At 49.5% G+C, this 18,491-nt stretch carries 25 protein-coding genes; 9 read left to right on the top strand and 16 right to left on the bottom strand.

The window, feature by feature from the left end; genetic code table 11:
* Positions 1 to 61 precede the first annotated feature (61 nt).
* From mgtE to P2G88_RS09510, 3 genes are all read right to left on the bottom strand, one after another.
* A complete protein-coding gene (gene mgtE, locus P2G88_RS09520) occupies positions 62 to 1,423 on the bottom strand; it encodes a magnesium transporter (RefSeq protein WP_275795633.1) in 1,362 nt (453 codons plus the stop codon).
* Between the two features lie 146 nt (positions 1,424 to 1,569).
* Entirely contained in the window at positions 1,570 to 2,439 is an 870-nt protein-coding gene (locus tag P2G88_RS09515; protein ID WP_275795632.1) for an EamA family transporter, read from the bottom strand.
* Between the two features lie 105 nt (positions 2,440 to 2,544).
* Positions 2,545 to 3,087, bottom strand: a complete 543-nt coding sequence (locus P2G88_RS09510; protein WP_275795631.1) for a hydrolase — start codon at positions 3,085 to 3,087, stop codon at positions 2,545 to 2,547.
* A gap of 115 nt (positions 3,088 to 3,202) precedes the next feature.
* Between P2G88_RS09510 and P2G88_RS09505 the strand changes: the two genes are divergently transcribed.
* Entirely contained in the window at positions 3,203 to 3,571 is a 369-nt protein-coding gene (locus P2G88_RS09505; protein ID WP_275795630.1) for a PH domain-containing protein, read from the top strand.
* A 53-nt stretch (positions 3,572 to 3,624) separates the two neighbouring features.
* Here P2G88_RS09505 and P2G88_RS09500 read toward each other — a convergent pair whose 3' ends face one another.
* Complete coding sequence (locus P2G88_RS09500) at positions 3,625 to 4,053, bottom strand: PACE efflux transporter (RefSeq protein ID WP_275795629.1); 429 nt, start codon at positions 4,051 to 4,053, stop codon at positions 3,625 to 3,627.
* A 99-nt stretch (positions 4,054 to 4,152) separates the two neighbouring features.
* Between P2G88_RS09500 and P2G88_RS09495 the strand changes: the two genes are divergently transcribed.
* A complete protein-coding gene (locus tag P2G88_RS09495; protein WP_275795628.1) occupies positions 4,153 to 5,040 on the top strand; it encodes a LysR family transcriptional regulator in 888 nt (295 codons plus the stop codon).
* A gap of 107 nt (positions 5,041 to 5,147) precedes the next feature.
* The gene (locus P2G88_RS09490; RefSeq protein WP_275795627.1) at positions 5,148 to 6,056 is read left to right on the top strand and encodes an AEC family transporter; all 909 of its coding nucleotides are present in this window, start codon (positions 5,148 to 5,150) and stop codon (positions 6,054 to 6,056) included.
* Here the strand turns inward: P2G88_RS09490 and P2G88_RS09485 are convergent.
* Positions 6,042 to 6,716 (bottom strand): permease prefix domain 2-containing transporter, encoded by a 675-nt coding sequence (locus P2G88_RS09485; RefSeq protein WP_275795626.1) that lies wholly within the window; start codon positions 6,714 to 6,716, stop codon positions 6,042 to 6,044. The two genes, P2G88_RS09490 and P2G88_RS09485, sit on opposite strands and share 15 nt — an antisense overlap.
* Positions 6,709 to 7,044: a helix-turn-helix transcriptional regulator gene (locus P2G88_RS09480; protein WP_275795625.1), complete on the bottom strand. Its 336-nt coding sequence runs from the start codon at positions 7,042 to 7,044 to the stop codon at positions 6,709 to 6,711. The genes P2G88_RS09485 and P2G88_RS09480 overlap by 8 nt, the downstream gene beginning before the upstream one ends.
* Positions 7,045 to 7,527: 483 nt before the next feature.
* On the opposite strand from P2G88_RS09480, the gene P2G88_RS09475 reads away from it, so the two are divergent.
* On the top strand, positions 7,528 to 8,289 hold the full coding sequence (locus P2G88_RS09475) for a DUF1194 domain-containing protein (protein ID WP_275795624.1): 762 nt from the start codon (positions 7,528 to 7,530) through the stop codon (positions 8,287 to 8,289).
* Positions 8,290 to 8,317: 28 nt separating this feature from the next.
* Here the strand turns inward: P2G88_RS09475 and P2G88_RS09470 are convergent, their stop codons facing one another.
* The 10 genes from P2G88_RS09470 to P2G88_RS09425 all read right to left on the bottom strand — a co-directional run bounded on the left by P2G88_RS09470 (position 8,318) and on the right by P2G88_RS09425 (position 15,111).
* Positions 8,318 to 8,590 carry an HPr family phosphocarrier protein gene (locus P2G88_RS09470; protein WP_275795722.1) on the bottom strand — a complete coding sequence of 91 codons (273 nt, stop codon included), beginning with the start codon at positions 8,588 to 8,590 and terminating at the stop codon, positions 8,318 to 8,320.
* Positions 8,590 to 9,435, bottom strand: coding sequence for an RNase adapter RapZ (rapZ, locus tag P2G88_RS09465; protein ID WP_275795623.1), 846 nt, complete (start codon positions 9,433 to 9,435; stop codon positions 8,590 to 8,592). The genes P2G88_RS09470 and rapZ overlap by 1 nt, the downstream gene beginning before the upstream one ends.
* Positions 9,432 to 9,875, bottom strand: coding sequence for a PTS IIA-like nitrogen regulatory protein PtsN (ptsN, locus tag P2G88_RS09460; RefSeq protein ID WP_275795622.1), 444 nt, complete (start codon positions 9,873 to 9,875; stop codon positions 9,432 to 9,434). The genes rapZ and ptsN overlap by 4 nt, the downstream gene beginning before the upstream one ends.
* 17 nt (positions 9,876 to 9,892) lie before the next feature.
* Positions 9,893 to 10,180 carry a ribosome hibernation promoting factor gene (hpf, locus tag P2G88_RS09455; RefSeq protein ID WP_275795621.1) on the bottom strand — a complete coding sequence of 96 codons (288 nt, stop codon included), beginning with the start codon at positions 10,178 to 10,180 and terminating at the stop codon, positions 9,893 to 9,895.
* A 27-nt stretch (positions 10,181 to 10,207) separates the two neighbouring features.
* On the bottom strand, positions 10,208 to 11,674 hold the full coding sequence (locus tag P2G88_RS09450) for an RNA polymerase factor sigma-54 (protein ID WP_275795620.1): 1,467 nt from the start codon (positions 11,672 to 11,674) through the stop codon (positions 10,208 to 10,210).
* Between the two features lie 86 nt (positions 11,675 to 11,760).
* Positions 11,761 to 12,486, bottom strand: coding sequence for an LPS export ABC transporter ATP-binding protein (lptB, locus tag P2G88_RS09445; protein ID WP_275795619.1), 726 nt, complete (start codon positions 12,484 to 12,486; stop codon positions 11,761 to 11,763).
* Positions 12,487 to 12,491: 5 nt separating this feature from the next.
* Positions 12,492 to 13,040, bottom strand: coding sequence for a lipopolysaccharide transport periplasmic protein LptA (gene lptA, locus P2G88_RS09440; protein WP_275795618.1), 549 nt, complete (start codon positions 13,038 to 13,040; stop codon positions 12,492 to 12,494).
* Positions 13,021 to 13,590 (bottom strand): LPS export ABC transporter periplasmic protein LptC, encoded by a 570-nt coding sequence (lptC, locus tag P2G88_RS09435; RefSeq protein WP_275795617.1) that lies wholly within the window; start codon positions 13,588 to 13,590, stop codon positions 13,021 to 13,023. The genes lptA and lptC overlap by 20 nt, the downstream gene beginning before the upstream one ends.
* Positions 13,587 to 14,141 (bottom strand): 3-deoxy-manno-octulosonate-8-phosphatase KdsC, encoded by a 555-nt coding sequence (gene kdsC, locus P2G88_RS09430; RefSeq protein WP_275795616.1) that lies wholly within the window; start codon positions 14,139 to 14,141, stop codon positions 13,587 to 13,589. Before kdsC ends, lptC begins: the two co-directional genes overlap by 4 nt.
* A 16-nt stretch (positions 14,142 to 14,157) precedes the next feature.
* The gene (locus tag P2G88_RS09425; RefSeq protein ID WP_275795615.1) at positions 14,158 to 15,111 is read right to left on the bottom strand and encodes a calcium/sodium antiporter; all 954 of its coding nucleotides are present in this window, start codon (positions 15,109 to 15,111) and stop codon (positions 14,158 to 14,160) included.
* Positions 15,112 to 15,428: 317 nt separating this feature from the next.
* Between P2G88_RS09425 and P2G88_RS09420 the strand changes: the two genes are divergently transcribed.
* From P2G88_RS09420 to P2G88_RS09400, 5 genes are read left to right on the top strand one after another with little or no spacing between them, the layout of a single operon-like run.
* Entirely contained in the window at positions 15,429 to 16,226 is a 798-nt protein-coding gene (locus P2G88_RS09420; protein WP_275795614.1) for an ATP-binding cassette domain-containing protein, read from the top strand.
* Positions 16,226 to 17,002: a lipid asymmetry maintenance ABC transporter permease subunit MlaE gene (mlaE, locus tag P2G88_RS09415; protein WP_275795613.1), complete on the top strand. Its 777-nt coding sequence runs from the start codon at positions 16,226 to 16,228 to the stop codon at positions 17,000 to 17,002. Before P2G88_RS09420 ends, mlaE begins: the two co-directional genes overlap by 1 nt.
* Positions 17,003 to 17,015: 13 nt before the next feature.
* Positions 17,016 to 17,483, top strand: a complete 468-nt coding sequence (gene mlaD, locus P2G88_RS09410; RefSeq protein ID WP_275795612.1) for an outer membrane lipid asymmetry maintenance protein MlaD — start codon at positions 17,016 to 17,018, stop codon at positions 17,481 to 17,483.
* A gap of 31 nt (positions 17,484 to 17,514) precedes the next feature.
* Positions 17,515 to 18,180, top strand: coding sequence for an ABC transporter substrate-binding protein (locus P2G88_RS09405; protein WP_275795611.1), 666 nt, complete (start codon positions 17,515 to 17,517; stop codon positions 18,178 to 18,180).
* Positions 18,168 to 18,467, top strand: coding sequence for an STAS domain-containing protein (locus tag P2G88_RS09400; RefSeq protein ID WP_275795610.1), 300 nt, complete (start codon positions 18,168 to 18,170; stop codon positions 18,465 to 18,467). Before P2G88_RS09405 ends, P2G88_RS09400 begins: the two co-directional genes overlap by 13 nt.
* The last annotated feature ends 24 nt before the right edge of the window (positions 18,468 to 18,491 follow it).

The following is an 18,491-nucleotide window of genomic DNA, read 5'->3' as shown; positions in this document are numbered from 1 at the left end:
ACTATAACAACGAAATTTAACTATAGAACAAGGATTTGAGTTCGCTGTCAGAAGTAAAGAGTCAGGGCATTAAAAGCAGGGTAGCAGTGCCAAGGAAGGCAAAGATCCCAACCACATCGGTGATGGTAGTGAGGATGACACTACCGGCGAGAGCGGGGTCAATCTTTAGTTTCTTCATAATAAGCGGCAGCGTCGCACCAGAGAGGCCAGCAGCAAACATATTGACCAACATGGCAAAAGCAATCACACCGCCAAGTAACAGGTCTTGCTTCCACAGAGCGACAACACCGGCAATCAGTACTGCCCATATCACGCCATTCAAGGCACCGATAGCCAACTCTTTGCTAATGAGCCATCGCCTGTTGCTGGCACTGACATGGCCAAGTGCCATACCACGAATGACCAAGGTCAGGGTCTGATTACCGGCTACGCCGCCCATGCTGGGTACGATGGTGTTGAGGATGGCGAGCACAGCTAACTGACTTAAGGTGGCTTCAAACATATCGGATACGGCGGCTGCCATTAGCGCAGTCAATAAGTTAACACCCAGCCAGATAGAGCGGCGTTGGGTACTTTTGACCACCGGGGCAAAGGTATCCTCTTCATCATCCAAACCTGCCATGCTCATCATGCTGTGTTCCGCTTCCTCGCGGATAATGTCTACCACGTCATCGATAGTGATACGGCCAAGCAAACGGTCATCGGCATCCACCACCGGCGCCGATACCCAGTTGTAGCGTTCAAACAGCTTAGCCAGTTCGCCTTCAGGCATATCCACCGGGATGGTCTCGGCGTCTTCATCCATCAGCTCTTCCACTGTCACGTCGGGGGTGGCGGTCAGCAGACGGGTCACCGGCACTATGCCAATCAGTTTGTCGTGGCGGTTTACCACATAAAAAGCATCAGTGCTCTCTGGCACGTCGCCTTTGAGGCGCAGATAACGCAGGATCACATCCACCGTCACCTCGGGGCGCAGGGTGATGGTATCGGTGTTCATAATAAAACCGGCGGTGCCTTCGCCGAAGGACAGGGCTCGTTCGGCACGCTGACGATCCTGGTCGTCCATGGAGCGCAGCACTTCCTGGAAGATGGTATCCGGCAAGCCGCGCAAGAGCTCGGCCAAGTCGTCGGTATCCATGTCTTCGAGGGCATCGGCGAGTTTTTCCGGCATCATCTGGCGGATAATGCCGTTACGCACATCCTCAGAAAGCTCTTCGAGTACATCGCCGTGGAATTCGGGGTCAATAAGTTGCCACAGTACCGCACGGCTCTTGGCCGGGGTGGATTCGAGCAGGAAAGCCACATCGGGCGCCGGCATATGGTGCAGCATCTTGCGCACATGCACATACATACCGCTACTCAGGGCATCATTGATGGCCTGTAGCTGTTGTTGTGAGGATTGTGTTTCGAATGCTTCTTCCATGGTCCCCAAATGCCATTGATGCAATGAATTGACGGTTAAGAAAGCCCGGCAACTTATTGATTTATTGCCAATAGTTTAGAGGAAGCGAAGGCCAAGGTCAGCAGGAATCTTGGTCTGAGCAGTTTCTCAGTATCTACCTGATCCTGTCACGCGGCGTTTGCATCGATTTTACGTTTGTTTAGCAACCATTGATTAAGTGGCAGCGCCAACAGAATGATGCCGCCGCCAACCGTGAGGCGAAGCAAATCGGCATCGCGGTTCCAGATTAGCAGGTTAACCAGGATGCCTGCGGGAATTAATAAATTATTCATAATCGCCAAACTGCCCACATCCACCTGAGTGGCCCCTTTATTCCAACCAAAATAACCCAGGCCTGAGGCGATAATCCCAAGATAAAGCAGAATGCCCCATTGCAGGTCGGTTGCAGGTAAGCTTTGAATATTACCAAAGAATAAAAAAGACAAACCGGAGACCAATGAGGCGCCAATAAAAAACCAACCAAAGATTTGATGTTGGGGAAAAGCAAGGGATGGGGCGACGCGTTTATAGAGAACCTGTCCCGTTGCAAAGCAGAGGTTGGCCCCTTGCACGATGAAAAAGCCCAGGACAAAGTCTTTATTCAATCCGTCATAGCGGATAGCGATGGCGCCCAAAGTGGCCACGGCGGCACTTAGCAGAAAATGGCCGCGCAGGCGCTTATCCAGTAGGTCGTTGACCAAGGTCACATAAAGCGGGGTCATCACGGTAAACAGCAGCACTTCGGGCACACTAAGGTAAAGAAAGCTGTGGTAGTAGAAACCGTACATCAAGCCCAGTTGAATCGCACCGATCAGCATCAACATTGTTGCCGTTTGCACTGACACTGCCCGTACTTTCAGAAACGGCATAAACACCAGCATGGCCAGCACAATCCGGCTTAACGCTGAGAACCAGGGATCAACCTGACCGGCCAGATAAACGCCGATCAGACTAAAAGAAAAGGCCCATAACAGGGTGACTGCGCTGAGAAATGCCAAAAGGTGTACCTTCAGATTTTTGGTCGCTAGGGTAGCGCATCAATAGTTGTCTGTAACCTGTAAGCGATGCGGCAATTCGTTACGACGTCCTATTTGATAAAGGGGCTATTTTATCAGTGCCAGAATGGATCGAAATTCAGCTACATCGCTATCGCCCATTATCTCGTACAGCGCCATTTCTACACTGGTCAGCTGCACGCCTTGGGTGACCAACTTGTTGACGGCCACTTCTTGGTCTGTCGACGAGCGCGATGAGATAGCATCGATTACCAATTCCGGCCGGTAACCGCGTTCAAGTAAACCCATGGTGGTCTGGTAAACGCAAATATGGGCTTCAATACCACACACCAGCCAATGGCGGCGTTGGCTACTTTCAATGGCATTGGCAAAATCGGCACAGCCAAAGCCGTTGAAACTGGTTTTAGCGATGGGATAGGTGCTCTTCAGCAGACATTCTTTCAGTTCACTAATAGTCTGGCCCAGTTTGTCCGGATTCTGCTCCAGCCATAGTATGGGCAATTGCAGTACCTGGGCGCCCTTAACCAACTTTATCAAATTGGCTTTTAGTCTATTTGGCTCATGAACGCGCTGTGCCAAACTTCCTTGAACATCAACAATAAGCAAGCCAGTATTGGATTTTGTTAGCATGCCAGTAGCCTTTTTGTCTTTTCATATACCGATGTAGCAATAATAATCCAGGAAGGCAGAACAGCTGTAATGCAGCTCGTTCCCTTGCGCCAAGCACTATCAACAGGAAGCCACAATGATTGATTTTGACAACAAACAAATCTTCAAACTTAAGCAAGACAAAGACTATGCAGAGAAAGTCAGCGAGCTTTTGATACCAGGCGAGGAAATTGTCGACGCCTTTAAGTCCATGCGCGATGGGGTGGTGTTCACCAGTAAGCGTATTATTGCCGTGAATGTGCAGGGACTGACTGGCAGTAAGAAGGATTTTACCTCGTTGCCCTACAAGAATATTGTGGCTTATTCGGTGGAAACCGCCGGTACCTTTGACCTCGATTCTGAGCTGGAAATCTATTTCTCTGCCTTAGGACGGGTTCGCTTCGAGTTTTCCGGTAGTGCCGAGATTATCGAGATTTCCCGGCATATCTCCAGTCATATCTTCTAGCCCTATCCTCAAAACAAACTGGCCGCATGCCGATGTGCGGCCAGTAGCATGGATTAGTAGGCCAAGTCTTTATTTCCAAGCTTACTCAATGCGTCAAACAGCCAGTAGTAGAACAGCGTGTAGATGAAGTAGACTGCAACCAGAGCCATATCCATCACCAACGCCTGCCAAAGGCTCAGGCTTAACCACCAAGCAATAATCGGGGTGGTAAACCAGATAACCCCAATTTCGATGCCCAGCGCATGTAGCAATCGGTAGGGACCCGGTAAGCTGTCGATTTTGCCCCGGCGCTGCACCAATGTGTCAAACCAGCTGTTAAACAGATAGCTCCACAGCATACAAATCAGCGCAATCACTAAGGTCATCGTGCCTAATTGCATTACGTTATGGCCACTGACCAGGCTCAATATCGGGGCAATCACCAACAATGATCCGGCTTGATAGCCCAGTACCTGATAGACCCGCCGACTGCTGAAATTCATAAGACAATGTCCAACTACATGAATGTTTAGGTGAGTAATGTTATCTGATATATCTATGGTATAAAGTTAGTATCTATCTAATTCGCATATGGAATGCTTGTGCAATCAGGTTTCTCTTTAGAGCAGCTCAAGACCTTTGTGCTGGTAGCTGAGGTTGGATCCTTTTCCCAGGCCGGACGAAAACTGGGTAAAGCACAATCGGCTGTTAGTCTGCAAATTCAAAATCTGGAACTGGATTTAAACATCCAGCTTTTCGATCGCAGTGGACGCTACCCTAAACTCACGCCCGAGGGCGAAGTAATGCTTGAAGAAGCGCGTTACATGTTGGCCCGCGCCCGCCATATGAACGATCTGGCTACTTCCTTGCAACGTCATCGCCTGACTGAATTGGTGATTGCCGCCGATGAGATGGCTCTGCAACCGGATTTTGACCCCATCCTCTGCCGTCTGGCCGGGGCTTTTCCACAGCTCAAAGTGACATTAAGGTACCCGGTGCTGGCGGATGTTGCTCATACCCTGCAAGCTGAGCAGGCTCATTTTGGCATCTCATTACATATGCCCAGGCAATATGGCGATTTAGAGGTGTTGCAGTATCAACCAACCCGCCTGATCTATGTAGCTGCCGCTGGTCATCCCCTGGCCCAGGAGGCGATGTTAACGGTGGATCAGTTGTCACGGCATCGGCAAATTCTGGTCAGCGCCCGCAATCAGCAAGGCTCAGACTGGCAAGCTGCCCCCTCATGTTGGTTTGTGGAAAATATCTGGGGGGCGGTAGAGCTTTGTAAAACCGGGGTGGGCTGGACCATCGTGCCGCAGTACGCCGCCAGAAATGCCATTGCCGAGGGTAAGCTCGTGCACTTACAGGCCACCCGGGGAAAATTCGAACGAATGGCGGCCACCGACCTATTGTGGCCGCGTCAGTATCGCCGGGATCCGGTTGTGAAATGGTTAGTGGCAGCTTTCACCCAATCGAAATCCGCGCGCTAATCATAAAGGTGTGTTCACCGCTTTGCGCCTTAGGTCGTATGGAGTCCAACGCCAATACAGGCTAAAGTCAGCTCTATCTGAATGCTGAGGGTAAGTGCCTGCCTGGTATGGAAAATTTTGTTCTTGTCCTGATTTATATCCTGATTGGCACCCAACTGCGGCGTTTGCCTCAGTTTCCCGCCAACACCGGTATGGTGTTGAATCAGTATGTGCTGATGGTGGCGCTACCTGCCTTGGTACTGCAAAAAATGCCGTTATTGCAGCTTTCTTCACAGTTGCTGGTTGCTGCTATTCTGCCGTGGATATTGTTGGCGGTTACCGCCGTGTTGGTATTAGTAGCAGCGAAGCTTTGGCACTGGGAACGCAGTACCATAGGGGCCCTGCTGGTGGTATTGCCTCTGGGCAATACAGCGTTTTTAGGCTACCCGATGATTGAGGCGCTGATGGGTGCTGATGCTCTGCCCATCGCCATCATCTATGATCAGGCGGGATCCTTTTTGGCCCTGGTGAGTTATGCCGCCGTGCTGGCAGCCTGGTATGGCAATGCCAGTGAAAAGCCCACGGTGCTGGGCATGGCCAAGCGTATTTTCTTTTTTCCTGCGTTTATGGCCATGTTGGTGGGGCTGGCATTAAAAGGCTGGGAATACCCAGGATTAATGAAAAACTTTTTGGATAGCCTGGCGGTCACCTTGGTACCTGTGGTGATGGTTGCAGTAGGGTTCCAGTTTCGCCTGCAACTGGATGCCAAAGAAAAAGCGCCTTTGGCTTTTGCATTGGTGGTTAAACTGATGCTACTGCCCGCTATTGCTTTTGTATTGCTGTGGCTCATCGCAGCGGAATCCAGAATACAGCAAGTTGCAGTGTTACAAGCGGCCATGCCGCCCATGGTATCTGCCGGTGCCCTGGCCATTGGCGCCGGTCTGGCGCCTCGGCTGGTGTCTACCTTAGTCGGGGTAGGTTTAATCCTCAGTTTTCTAAGTTTGCCTTTGTGGGCCTGGTGGTTAGGTGTTTGGTGATAAACCTGAGAGCTTAAACTGCAGTTTTTGCTGCGCCACATAACATAGGATCTTCATCGCAAAACCGTAATAGAGCGTCAGCAGGCAAACCGCCACGGCAGGGCCAAAGACGCTGGCAAACTCTTCGGCTCCTACATTGCTGCCAATGGCAATAGCGCCCATTAAGGTGGTAAACCCACCAAGCAGTAACGCACTGTTACCCATCACGGTAAACATTTGTTGCGCCCCCCGAAGTGCTGCTTCCGGAACTTGTGCTTCATCATTGAGCAGCAGTGAAAAGCCTAGCTTAAAGCTGTTAAACGATGTTGCCGCTATGGCAAACAGCACAGCCGGCGCCACGACTAACAAGATGGAGGGGACATCGAAATAGGCGGCCACTTCAATGCCTAGCATCATGCCCATCACGGACACCGCAACAAAAAACAATACGCTGAGTAACAACATGATTAATCCTCTTTTGGTTTTCTTTATAAATTGGAGAGTGGAACGCAGTGCCTGACTGATATACCAGGCTTGTGCCTGATGAGGGCTTTGCAGACAACGTTGCAGAAACTCTTCATCCAGGTCACCCAATAAATGCTCTCTTAATGTGGCCGGTGTAGCCCAGGAGAGCAGGTTACTTGCCCATTTTGGCGGCAGATGGCATGCACGATTATCCATGGATACTTTCCCGGATACTGAGCCCCTGCCATAAGTTAGTCAGTGCCTGCTTACTGCGTTTTAAGGCGTCTTGGCCTTGAGCTGTAACCTTGAAGTATTTTTTGGCGCGACCACCGCGCTCGGCGGTGGCCTCGCCTAAGCGACTTTGCAATAAGCCTTTTGCTTCCAACCGATCGAGGGTGGTGTAAAGAGCGCCAATACTCACATCCCGCTCGATACTGTCAGCCAGCAGCTGGCGAACAGTACTGCCATAGGCATTTTCGCCAAGGCGCAAAATCGCCAACAGCAACATCTGCTCAAATTCCCCTAAGAACTTTTCTTTGTCCATAAACTGCCCCTTAAAGTATGTACTGCAATGTAGAGTAAATTTGTGAGGTGATCAATATGTTTTACTTTGTAGATTAAAATCGTTGCAAGTTGCAATTAGATAGTTAATAAAATGCTGATTCGTGTTCCCAATCTCTGTGCAGATAATCAATCTTTCTGTTTTTCTGCCTTCTTCCACATTTGTTAAAAAACTTTAACTAACAATTGTGTAGGTGGATTATGTTGTAGTTGAAAGGTATTAATTAAAGAGATTTGCTTACCTTGTGATAATGAAGGTGAAAAAGTGCTGTTTTCACCAGCTAAAGTGTATGTAAGTCGACGATAAATGTGTTGAAAAATTTTACAATCATGCCAATTTTTTTCATTAATGATTTCTTTAACATTATGAAAAATAAGAAATATATGGCATGGCCTGGTTTTTGCTTTTGCGTGAACGCCCGATTTTTGTCGGCTTTGGAATAGAAGTTATAAAAAGGAAACTAAGATGTTAAAGAAGTTTGTTGCCAGCATGGTACTGGGTTTGTCTTTGCTCAGTAACGCTAACGCCGCCATTATTGAAACACCTGTAGATTTAGAGTTGCAGTTATTGACCGATGTATCAGGCAGTGTTGATGCTGATGAATATCTGTTGCAATTGAATGGTTATGTTAACGCGTTCCGTTCTAACACTATCATCGACGCCATCTTAAATGGCGCCATCGGTAGCATCGCTGTACAGTATGTTGAATGGTCTGGTTCATCACAACAACAAATCCAGGTTGACTGGACGCTTATCAACAATCAGGCCAGTGCATTTGCTTTTGCTGACTCACTAGCAGGTTTAACCAGAGCCTTTGGGGGAAGCACGGCTATTGGTTCGGCGCTTGAATTTGGTGCTGGCTTGTTTGCAAACAATGGCTTTAAGGGAACCCGCCGAGTGGTAGATGTGTCAGGTGATGGTCAGAATAATGCCGGGATAAGTGTTGCACTAGGTAAAGCCGCAGCATTCAATGCTGGAGTGAACACCATTAACGGTATTTCTATCGGTACTGCCGGTGGTCTAGGCGATTACTATAAGCAAACTGTTATTGGTGGCAGCAATGCTTTCCATATTCATGCTGATTCCTTCGCTGATTTCAATACTGGTATCCAGCAGAAGCTGCAAAGAGAAATTTCTGCTACTTCTGTATCAGAGCCGGGTAGTTTGCTGATCCTTGCTTTGGGTATGCTGGGTTTGGCTGCTAGCCGTCGCCGCCAGTTGCGTTAATTTATTCAGACGCCTCTATTCAGGGGCGTCATTCCGCTTCATTAAATTTCTGCTGAATCAACTGCTCAACCGCATTCATCGCGGCTTCGGCATCGGCGCCTTCACTGACCACTTTAACTTCTTTGCCCATACTGCTTTCCAGCATCATCAAGCCCAGTACGCTGGTGGCAGAGGCGGTTTTGTCGCCTTGGATAAGCGTCACTTGTGCATCAAATTGCACGGCCAGTTTAGCCAGCTGTGTGGCAGCCCTGGCATGCAAGCCCAGTTTATTTTGGATCAGCATGGTGCGCTCAAGCTTTATCACCTGGACAGCTCCCGGTGACGAATTTGCACGTCAGGGTGCACCGCCTTAAATGTCTTGGCCAAGTTTTCGGCCACATACACCGAGCGGTGCTGGCCGCCGGTGCAACCTATGGCCACGGTCACGTAACTACGGTTATTGCGTTCCAAATGTGGCAGCCAGGTAGAGATCAGGTTTTGAATTTGCCAGACAAACTTGGTGACTATAGCTTGCGAGCCTAAGAAAGACTCGACCTGTGCATCTAGTCCGGTCAGATGTTTAAGATCCGGCTCCCAATGGGGGTTGGGTAAAAACCTTGCATCAAAGACATAATCGGCATCCTTTGGGATACCGTGTTTAAAGCCGAAGGATTCAAATACCAATACCAAACGGGAGCTCTTTTTACCCAGAATCCGCTCGCGGATAAGTTCTGCCAATTGGTGAACGGACAGTTCGCCGGTATCCAGATAGAGGTCAGAACGTTCGGCAATGGGACCGAGTAAAACCGACTCGGCCTGAATGGCGTCCGACAACGATTTACTGTGCTTGGACAATGGGTGCAGGCGACGAGTCTCACTAAAGCGCTTAATCAGTACATCGTCACTGGCGTCCAAATATAAAATGGTCAGTGACCAGTTAGAGGGGAGATAGTCCAGGATCTCCACCAGTTCATTTGGGTCTTTGGGCAGATTGCGGACATCGATGCTCACCGCTACCTGGTCGTACTCATCCACCACCGTATGGGTCAGGGTCGGTAACAGATTGACTGGGATATTATCTACGCAGTAGTAACCTAAATCTTCCAAAGCCCGCAAGGCAATGGATTTACCTGAACCTGATCGTCCGCTGATGATAATGAGTTTCACACTATGGCCTCATACAGTTCCTGGTTGCTCCGGGCATGCCGAAGTCGCTTCAGAGTATCCTTGTCGCTGAGCTTCTTGGCAATGGTGGCAAGTGTTTGCAGATGCCCTTGGGCTTGTTCTTCCGGGACCAAAATGGCGAAGAATATATCCACCGGTTGATTGTCTATGGCGTCATAGGCCACCGGCTGATCACTGGTCATCAGAACCGCGATGACTTTATCCAGTCCTGCCAGGCGCCCATGTGGAATAGCGATACCGTTGCCGATACCGGTGCTACCCATTTTTTCACGGCACAACAGGCTGGTAAGCACAGCATCCAACTCCAGCCCCGGATGCTGTTGGCTGGCAATTTCGCTGATGGTTTCTAGGATTCGCTTTTTGCTGGAGCCCTGGGCTGCACAGAGCGTGCAGCCAGGGATAAGTATGTCTTTGATTTCCATTGAATGGGATTGTCCACTTAGTGACGCTTGAGTTTTTCCTTATGCTTGAGTACCTGTCGGTCAAGCTTATCGATAAGGGAGTCAATTGCTGCGTACATATCGGTATGTTCAGAGGTGGCAAAGACCTCGGTGCCGTTAAGATGGATGGTGGCTTCGGCTTTTTGGTTTAGCTTCTCCACGTTGAGAATAACATGCACATTGTTGATGTGGTCGAAGTGGCGTTCTAACTTGGAAAATTTGCTGCCAACATAGTCTCTGAGTGAATCGGTGATTTCAACGTGATGACCAGTGAGGTTGATTTGCATATTGCCTCTTCCTTTTGTCTTCGAGCCTTACAGCAGGCTCTTTCGTTGGTTTGACGGGGGAATCGACAGTGATTCCCGGTATTTTGCGATTGTCCGCCTGGCAACCATAATGCCCTGATCGGCCAACAACTGCGCAATCTTGCTATCGCTAAGTGGTTTGGCTGGCTTTTCTGCCGCTACCAGTTTCTTAATCAACGCCCTGATGGCTGTTGAGGAACACTCTCCGCCGCTCTCGGTAGCCACATGGCTGGAAAAGAAATACTTTAGCTCGTATATGCCTCTGGGGGTATGCATATATTTTTGCGTGGTGACTCTGGAGATCGTCGACTCATGCATATCCACCATTTCTGCGACATCGTTTAGCACCATTGGTTTCATGGCTTCCGGACCATATTCAAAAAAACCTTGCTGCTGCTGCACGATACAGTTGGCTACTTTCAACAAGGTTTCATTGCGACTTTCCAGGCTCTTGATAAACCACTTGGCTTCCTGCATGTGCGAGCGAATAAATTGACTGTCGCTTTGATTACGTGCGTTGCGGCTCATGGCGGCATATTGCTGATTGATGCTCAACTTCGGCAAGCTGTCTGGATTTAACTCTACCATCCAGCGGCCATTGCGCTTAGCTACCGAGACATCAGGGATAACATATTCCGACTCAGTCGTAGCAATGGCACTACCAGGCCTTGGATTAAGAGACTGCAGAAGACGCAGAGCCTCGCGTAACTCTTCTTCTTTGAGCTTAGCCTTGCGCATCAAGGTACGGTAGTCCTTGCTACCGAGCAGGTCGCTATGTTCGATGATTAAGGCTTTTGCCTCTTCCAGCCAAGGGGTACTGGGATCAAACTGACGCAACTGCACCAATAAGCATTCCTGCACAGTGCGTGAACCCACACCGACCGGGTCGAAAAACTGGATACGTTTAAGTACGCACTCTACTTCATCCAGTTCAACATTCTCATCATCCAGACTCTGCAGGATTTCTTCGGTACTGACCGTGAGATAACCTGCCTCATCGATGCTGTCGATAATCGCAATTGCGATGGCGGTATCGGTTTCACTGAAGGGGGTCAGGCGCATCTGCCACAGCAGATGATCCTGGATACTGTCACTGGTTTCTCCCTGATAGACCATATCATCATCAGAGCCGGATGAGGCCATCGAAGGGCTGGCGCTGTAGTATTCATCCCAGGTGGTATCTACCGGCAGCTCATCAGGGAGTTCGCGTTTTTCCATCGCTTCGCCTGATTCCATACGATCGCTTTGAGAGTACTCCTCGCCATCATTATCACTGCCGTCTGTGCTACTTTCCTGATTCTCATTGCTGGCGTAGTCAGTGCCGTCTTCGGCCTCCAGCAGCGGATTCGATTCCAGGGCTTCCTGAATTTCCTGTTGCAGGTCGAGCGTGGACAATTGCAGCAGGCGAATCGCCTGTTGCAACTGCGGAGTCATGGTGAGCTGTTGGCTGAACTTTAACTGTAACGCGGGCTTCATTTACTTCTTATGGATTCCAATGACCTTGTTGCTCTTGTATGGCCGCTTTGCTTGCGGCCCGCTTGGCGTCAGTATCGTTGCTCTAACTATAGCTTGAATTGTTCTCCGAGGTATACATCTCTGACGAGACGGTTTGCCAGTACCTGTTCTGCTGTGCCCTGAGCGATCAATTCGCCATGACTGACAATATAGGCTTTCTCACAGACGTCTAAGGTTTCCCGCACATTATGATCGGTAATCAGGACGCCAATACCACGATCGCGCAAATGGTGAATGATTTTTTTGATATCGCTCACGGAAATGGGATCTACCCCTGCAAAAGGCTCATCCAGCAGGATAAATCTCGGATTGGCTGCCAAGGCCCTGGCGATTTCCACCCGACGACGCTCACCGCCAGACAAGCTCATACCCAAACTGGTGCGAATATGGTTGATATTAAATTCGTCCAACAACGCATCTGCTTCTTCTTCTCGCTGCGTGGCGTTGAGTTCTTTTCGTGTTTCCAGAATGGCCATCAGGTTTTGATAGACCGTTAGCTTGCGAAAGATGGACGATTCTTGTGGCAGATAGCCGATTCCGCGTCGAGCACGCACATGCATGGGGGCCAAAGTTAACTCTTCATCGTCGATAAAGATCTGGCCTTTATCCAGTGGCACTAGACCGACAATCATATAAAAACTGGTGGTTTTGCCTGCCCCATTGGGGCCCAGCAAGCCAACAATTTGCCCAGTGGAAACTTCAAGGCTGACATCAGTCACCACCTGACGGGCCTTATATGACTTGGCCAAATGGCTGGCTTTCAAGGTCGGCATAGGGCTTAGGGTTCCTTCGGCTGATCTTTTTCGGGCGCAGGCTCTTGTTGAGCACCCTTACTGGTATCTGGTTGGAAAATGGTAGTTACCCGGCCTGTATTATCATCGCTACCTTGGGCAATCAGCTGTTCTTTTTCCATGTTGAAGACAATGGACTCTCCGCTTACCGAACTGCTGTTTTGGTGCAACTCTGCATGTCCTGCCAAGGCCAGGGTGCGACTGTTAACCTGGTATTCGATGCTGTCGGCCACCGCCTTAATACGGCTGCCATCTTCCAGGGTTTGTTCATAGGTAGCAGGTTTTCCCCTGGCAATAAACACTTCCCGGCCCTCTCCCTGATCGGCCCGCAACTCCACTTCGTCTGCCTGAATATAAAGGCTGCCCTGGCTGATGTGCACATCTTCTTTGAAGACAGAGGTCTTATTTTTACCGTCCACGAATTGATACTTCGCGTCCACCTTAATAGGTTGCTTGAAGTCCTGCGTTACCGCGACGACCTGACTTGAGGTGATGACTGTTGCCAAAACCAGGGCGCTAGAAAATGTTTTTGCCATAAATCGTCTGTACATGATCACGTAATTCGAATTGCTTTGTATTGAGATCGGCCCAAAAGCCGTTGCTGTTAATCTTGTATTCCTGACCGCTGATCACCACTGGTTCGTCAGACGTCATGATCTTGGTATTTAAATCAATTTCAATAAAGTCGGTCACAATGGTCTGGATAAAGCCTTCTGGATTAAGGCTGCGGATTTTCACATTGGTTTCCAACTGAATGCGATTATCTTCGTAAAGGGTGGCCTCGTCGGCCATCACTTCCCAAGGTGGTTCATCAGGATCTACGAAGATACGGTACTGGGGCTGCTCAAACAAGGTAAAGCCAAGTAAGTCGTAGTGTTCCATCCTTTTGGCTTGGATACTGTGGGCCAGAGCACCTTGTTCATTGTACAGGCTGGTTTGCATATTGGTGGCCTGGTAGTTTGGTTGCCAGGCTTCTTCGCCCTGCTTGGTGGTTGGTGTTTGTTCAGATGGCAGCCACCAATGGCTGTTAAGCGCCAAAATCAGCACGAAAAGTAGCGCGATGCTGAGCGTTAGGCGATTGATCATACGCTGCTGCTCTGGATGCCACTTAACAGGCCGTTGGCCTGCAAAATCAGATCGCAAATTTCACGCACCGCCCCAAAACCGCCTTGGCAGCGGGTGACATAGTCTGCTTTCTCTTGCATAAAAGGATGTCCGTCGGGAATGCAGACCTTAACACCGGCCAATTCGTAAAGGCCAAGATCGGGCATATCATCGCCCATGGCAACAGCTTCTTCACTGGTGATGCTAAGCTCTTGCAATAATCGATGCATGGCTTCTTTTTTATGCTCGGTGCCCTGGATTATATGGGCTATACCCAGCGCGCTCATACGCTGTTGGACGATGTTAGACTGGCGACCAGTGATCACGGCCACCTGGATACCATTTTTCAGCAGCGCTTTAACGCCGTAGCCATCACGGGTGTGAAACGCCTTATATTCTTCGCCGTCATTACCCAAATAAATTCTGCCGTCAGAGAAAATGCCATCCACATCGCACACCAGCAGCTTGGCAGTGGCTAGCTTCTCGAATACAGACTGTGGAACCGGACCATACATGGTCTGAATTGAATTCATCATCTTCTCATTATTCTCAGGGGAACAAGCTTATCTGATAAGCGGCGAAACTCATCAGTAAGATACCACCATGCCAGCGCTCTATACGTCGTCGCCCGCGAATCGCACTACCAAAAAACAGTAGTAACGAAGTCAGCGCCAGCATAATCAGCAAGTCACGTCTGACACCCGCATCAATACTATCTGGCGCGATTATGCCAGGCATAGCCAGAACCGCCAGTATATTAAAGATATTTGAGCCAAGAATATTGCCCAGCGCCAGGTCTTGTTCCTTTCTAATCACCCCTGCCACACAGGCGGCTAATTCTGGCAGGCTGGTACCAATGGCAATAATGGTCAGGCCAATGACCAAATCACTGACACCGAAATAAGCGGCGATAAAAACGGCGGAGGCAACCATATAGTGGGCGCTCAAGGGTAAAAGGAAAAGACCAAGTAGCAACCAAAATATGGCATGAAGAGGCTTCAACCTCTCGGGCACTTCCTCTTGGAGTTCGCGTGAAAGAGGGTCTTTACCGCTTGTTCGCAGGGATAGGCGAATCAACAGGCCGATGGTGATAAAAAACAGTACCAGTAGAACCACGCCCTCGCTGCGAGTGAGCTGCAGATCCCACAGTAGCCAGGTTGCCAACACCGAAACCATCAGCACCAATGGCATTTCCCGGCGCAGGGTCGAAGAAGACACCTTCAGGGGCTTGAGTAAAGTAGTAATTCCCAGCACTAAGGCAATATTGGCAATGTTAGAGCCGATGGCATTGCCCACCGCAGTGTCTGGTCTGCCAGACATGGCGGCCGAAGCGGCGACCATGATTTCAGGTGCTGAGGAGCCCATCGCCACGATGGTCAGCCCTATTATCATTGGGGACACGCCAACAATACGGGCGAGAGCGGAGGCGCCGAGGATAAATCGGTTGGCACTCCAACTCAGCACCACTAATCCGCTGAAAAAAATGAAGGCTTGGGTGAGCATTGATAGTGATGAATTATATTTTTGCTGTTGATTGTCGCAGAAAGTTAGGCTGATGCCCATGTCAGCGCGGACTTGGCTTGAAAAAGTAAACAGCTCCGTTTACCATGTGCCCGTATTCTAACGGGGATAAAAGCGCTAAAATTGACTGCCAGTTCCGAAGATATTTCGTATTGGCACAGAAGGTGTCAATTAGTTCGAGTTTATTGAACACAACTTATTACTTTTTGGCTTTGTCCCTTCACCTTGAAAACCCGTAAAATAGCCCAAATCTCGGGAGCCCACATTGTGCAGTCGACGCTCGGAAACAGGAACTGGTGATGCAAGACTTGGTCAGGATTGAAAATATGTCGTTCTCAAGAGGAGAGCGGCCGATTTATCACAACATCTCCTTAAGTATTCCTCAGGGCAAGACTACAGCCATTATGGGACCCAGTGGTATTGGGAAGACGACGTTACTTAAGCTGATTGGCGGGCAACTGCGCCCGCAGGAAGGCGACATACTTTATAAAAATGAGTCAATTCCCAAAATGAAGCGCGGGCGCTTATTCGAAGTACGCCAGCAGATGAGTATGCTATTTCAAAGTGGCGCCCTGTTCACCGATATGACCGTCTTTGAAAATGTGGCTTTTCCACTTCGAGAGCATACCAAATTATCTGAATCCCTAATCCGGGCTGTGGTGTTGATGAAATTGCAATCCGTGGGATTACGCGGTGCGGCACAAATGATGCCCAGTGAGTTGTCAGGGGGCATGGCCAGACGGGCAGCGCTGGCCAGGGCTATTGCGCTGGATCCCGAATTGATTATGTATGATGAGCCATTTGCCGGTCAGGACCCCATCTCCATGGGCGTGATCGTAAAGCTTATCAAAGAGCTAAATGACGCGATGAACCTCACCAGCGTAGTTGTGACCCATGATGTCGCTGAGGTGATGAGTATTGCCGACTACGTTTATATCCTGGCAGATAAAAGAGTGATTGGAGAAGGAACACCCGAACAGATCCGAGACCATGATTCTGAATTGGTGCAGCAGTTTTTATGTGGTCAGGCTGACGGACCGGTGCCCTTTCATTATCCAGCCAAGAGTCTGGAACAAGATTTTCTGGGGAGCCGTTAATGGAGTGGTTTGCAGGTATCGGCCGGCACAGCCTGGGCAAATTGGCAGCTATTGGCCGCGCCTTGTTTGTCTTGACTGGAGCGTTAGTGGCAAAGCCTTCACTCAAGCATGTGCCGCTGACAATTAAGCAAATCTATGTAGTTGGCGTGCAGTCGCTCGCCATCATCATTGTTTCCGGCGCGTTTATTGGCATGGTGTTGGCCCTGCAGGCTTATACGGTATTAGTGGACTACGGGGCGGAAGAAAGTTTAGGGCCGATGGTGGCCTTGTCCCTGTTGCGGGAATTGGGGCCTGTGGTGACAGCATTGCTGTTTGCCGGCCGGGCTGGTTCTGCATTAACGGCAGAAATCGGATTAATGAAGGCCACAGAACAGTTGACCAGCCTGGAAATGATGGCGGTTGACCCATTGCGGCGCATTATCGCCCCGAGGTTATGGGCCGGGATCATCTCCATGCCCTTATTGGCTCTGATTTTCAGTGCCATAGGAATCCTTGGCGGCCAAGCCGTTGGTGTGGACTGGCTAGGTGTGGATGCCGGCAGCTACTGGTCTGTAATGCAGGCGGCAGTGGATTTTGATGATGATGTAATGAACGGCGTTATCAAAAGTGTGGTCTTCGCTTTTGTGGTGACCTGGATAGCCGTTTTCAAAGGTTATGACTCAATACCAACGTCTGAGGGGATTAGCCAGGCCACCACGCAGACAGTGGTATATGCCTCTTTAGCCGTTTTGGGACTAGATTTCATATTAACTGCGTTGATGTTTGGTACGCACTGATAGGGGTTGGATGATGAATTCGAGGAAGGTGGAGATTCTGGTGGGCTTATTTGTGGTCCTGGCGTTAGCGTCGTTAGCCATGCTGGCCATGAAAGTAGCTAACCAGGGGATCTCCGGTAATGGAGAGACCTATGAGCTGAAGGCCAAATTCGACAATATCGGTGGCCTCAAAGTCCGCTCCCCAGTCAAAGTTGGCGGTGTGGTGGTAGGTCGGGTGGGCGCCATCGATTTGGACGCAAAAGACTTCACCCCGGTAGTGACACTGGTGATTTCTGAAAATTACAAAGGATTCCCAGAGACCAGTTCGGTATCTATTTTGACTTCAGGTTTATTGGGAGAGCAGTACTTAGGTTTGCAACCAGGCTTTTCCTTTGAGGGTATAGATACGCTTAAAGCCGGTGATTTTATTGAAGACACCAAGTCAGCATTGGTGCTAGAGGACCTAATCGGCCAGTTCCTGTTTAGCCGGAACAACGATTAAGCGAAAAGGTAAGATTTTTAAGTGAGGTTATATGAACAAGGCTAAGTTATTAGGGTGGGTAGCGGCGCTTGGTTTGATGTTTTCGGCCACAGGGCTTAAAGCCGAAGAAGTGGATCCTTATGTGCTGCTTTCTGATGTGGCGACAAAAACTTTTGATCGCATTAAGACCAGCAAGTCAGATATAGAGGCCAATCCGGAGATTCTGCGTCAGATTGTAGAGCAGGAGCTGTTACCCTATGTGGATTACAAATTTGCGGCACTGAAAGTGCTGGGCAAGCATTTCAAATCTGTGCCACGAGATAAAATCCCTGAATTTATTCAGGTTTTTCGTGGCTATTTGATTACAACTTATGCAGTGGCCATGGGCCAATATGATAATCAGACAGTGGTATTTGAGCCTGCCCGCGATGTGGATGAGGATAAGGTGGTGACGGTCAGGGCCTTGGTCAAGGAAGAAGGGCGCCCCGATATCAAAATTGCATTCAAAGTACGTAAAAGTAGCAATACCGACGAATGGAAAGCCTACGACATGGTGGCAGAGGGCATCAGCCTGTTGTCCAGTAAACAAAGTGAGTTGGAAGCCATTATCCGCCAGGATGGAATCGATGCGGTGATTGCACTGCTCAAAGAGAAAAATGACAAGCCCATCGTATTGAAGAAAAATGGTCAAGCAGAGGAAAGCGCGTGGGTGAATTAAGCTTGCGTGAACAGGGTGATGCCGGTCAGTTTATCCTCTCTGGTAAACTGACTCGCAACACTGTGATGAGCTTGGTGGGAGAGCTTGCTGGCCTGTGGCAGCATAAAGCTCCTTGCCTTGATCTGGCGGAGCTGACCGCCACCGATACGGCCGGACTGGCATGGTTGGTCTCGGTGGTTGCAGATGCAAAGCAACGCCAGGTTGAGCTGAAATTGGAAAACCCTCCGCAATCTCTGTTAAAACTGGCAAAAATTAGCGACGTAGAGAGCCTTTTGCCTCTACAATAACCGGTTCTTGCCAGAGCCACTTAT

Source organism: Aliiglaciecola sp. CAU 1673 (assembly GCF_029223185.1).
Classification (GTDB): Bacteria; Pseudomonadota; Gammaproteobacteria; order Enterobacterales; family Alteromonadaceae; genus Bowmanella.
Note: the sequence above shows the minus strand (reverse complement) of the source record. Positions and strands in the feature narration are given on the sequence as shown.

Bases quoted from the DNA above. Each gene is read 5' to 3' on its own strand.
- ptsN (WP_275795622.1), bottom strand. From the start codon at position 9,875: ATGGAAATCAAAGACATACTTATCCCTGGCTGCACGCTCTGTGCAGCC.
- P2G88_RS09405 (WP_275795611.1), top strand. From the start codon at position 17,515: ATGAACAAGGCTAAGTTATTAGGGTGGGTAGCGGCGCTTGGTTTGATG.
- P2G88_RS09500 (WP_275795629.1), bottom strand. From the start codon at position 4,053: ATGAATTTCAGCAGTCGGCGGGTCTATCAGGTACTGGGCTATCAAGCC.
- lptC (WP_275795617.1), bottom strand. From the start codon at position 13,590: ATGATCAATCGCCTAACGCTCAGCATCGCGCTACTTTTCGTGCTGATT.
- mgtE (WP_275795633.1), bottom strand. From the start codon at position 1,423: ATGGAAGAAGCATTCGAAACACAATCCTCACAACAACAGCTACAGGCC.
- hpf (WP_275795621.1), bottom strand. From the start codon at position 10,180: ATGCAAATCAACCTCACTGGTCATCACGTTGAAATCACCGATTCACTC.
- P2G88_RS09450 (WP_275795620.1), bottom strand. From the start codon at position 11,674: ATGAAGCCCGCGTTACAGTTAAAGTTCAGCCAACAGCTCACCATGACT.
- P2G88_RS09480 (WP_275795625.1), bottom strand. From the start codon at position 7,044: ATGGACAAAGAAAAGTTCTTAGGGGAATTTGAGCAGATGTTGCTGTTG.
- P2G88_RS09510 (WP_275795631.1), bottom strand. From the start codon at position 3,087: ATGCTAACAAAATCCAATACTGGCTTGCTTATTGTTGATGTTCAAGGA.
- mlaD (WP_275795612.1), top strand. From the start codon at position 17,016: ATGAATTCGAGGAAGGTGGAGATTCTGGTGGGCTTATTTGTGGTCCTG.
- P2G88_RS09490 (WP_275795627.1), top strand. From the start codon at position 5,148: ATGGAAAATTTTGTTCTTGTCCTGATTTATATCCTGATTGGCACCCAA.
- P2G88_RS09505 (WP_275795630.1), top strand. From the start codon at position 3,203: ATGATTGATTTTGACAACAAACAAATCTTCAAACTTAAGCAAGACAAA.
- P2G88_RS09425 (WP_275795615.1), bottom strand. From the start codon at position 15,111: ATGCTCACCCAAGCCTTCATTTTTTTCAGCGGATTAGTGGTGCTGAGT.
- P2G88_RS09485 (WP_275795626.1), bottom strand. From the start codon at position 6,716: ATGGATAATCGTGCATGCCATCTGCCGCCAAAATGGGCAAGTAACCTG.
- kdsC (WP_275795616.1), bottom strand. From the start codon at position 14,141: ATGAATTCAATTCAGACCATGTATGGTCCGGTTCCACAGTCTGTATTC.
- P2G88_RS09420 (WP_275795614.1), top strand. From the start codon at position 15,429: ATGCAAGACTTGGTCAGGATTGAAAATATGTCGTTCTCAAGAGGAGAG.
- lptB (WP_275795619.1), bottom strand. From the start codon at position 12,486: ATGCCGACCTTGAAAGCCAGCCATTTGGCCAAGTCATATAAGGCCCGT.
- P2G88_RS09475 (WP_275795624.1), top strand. From the start codon at position 7,528: ATGTTAAAGAAGTTTGTTGCCAGCATGGTACTGGGTTTGTCTTTGCTC.
- mlaE (WP_275795613.1), top strand. From the start codon at position 16,226: ATGGAGTGGTTTGCAGGTATCGGCCGGCACAGCCTGGGCAAATTGGCA.
- lptA (WP_275795618.1), bottom strand. From the start codon at position 13,040: ATGGCAAAAACATTTTCTAGCGCCCTGGTTTTGGCAACAGTCATCACC.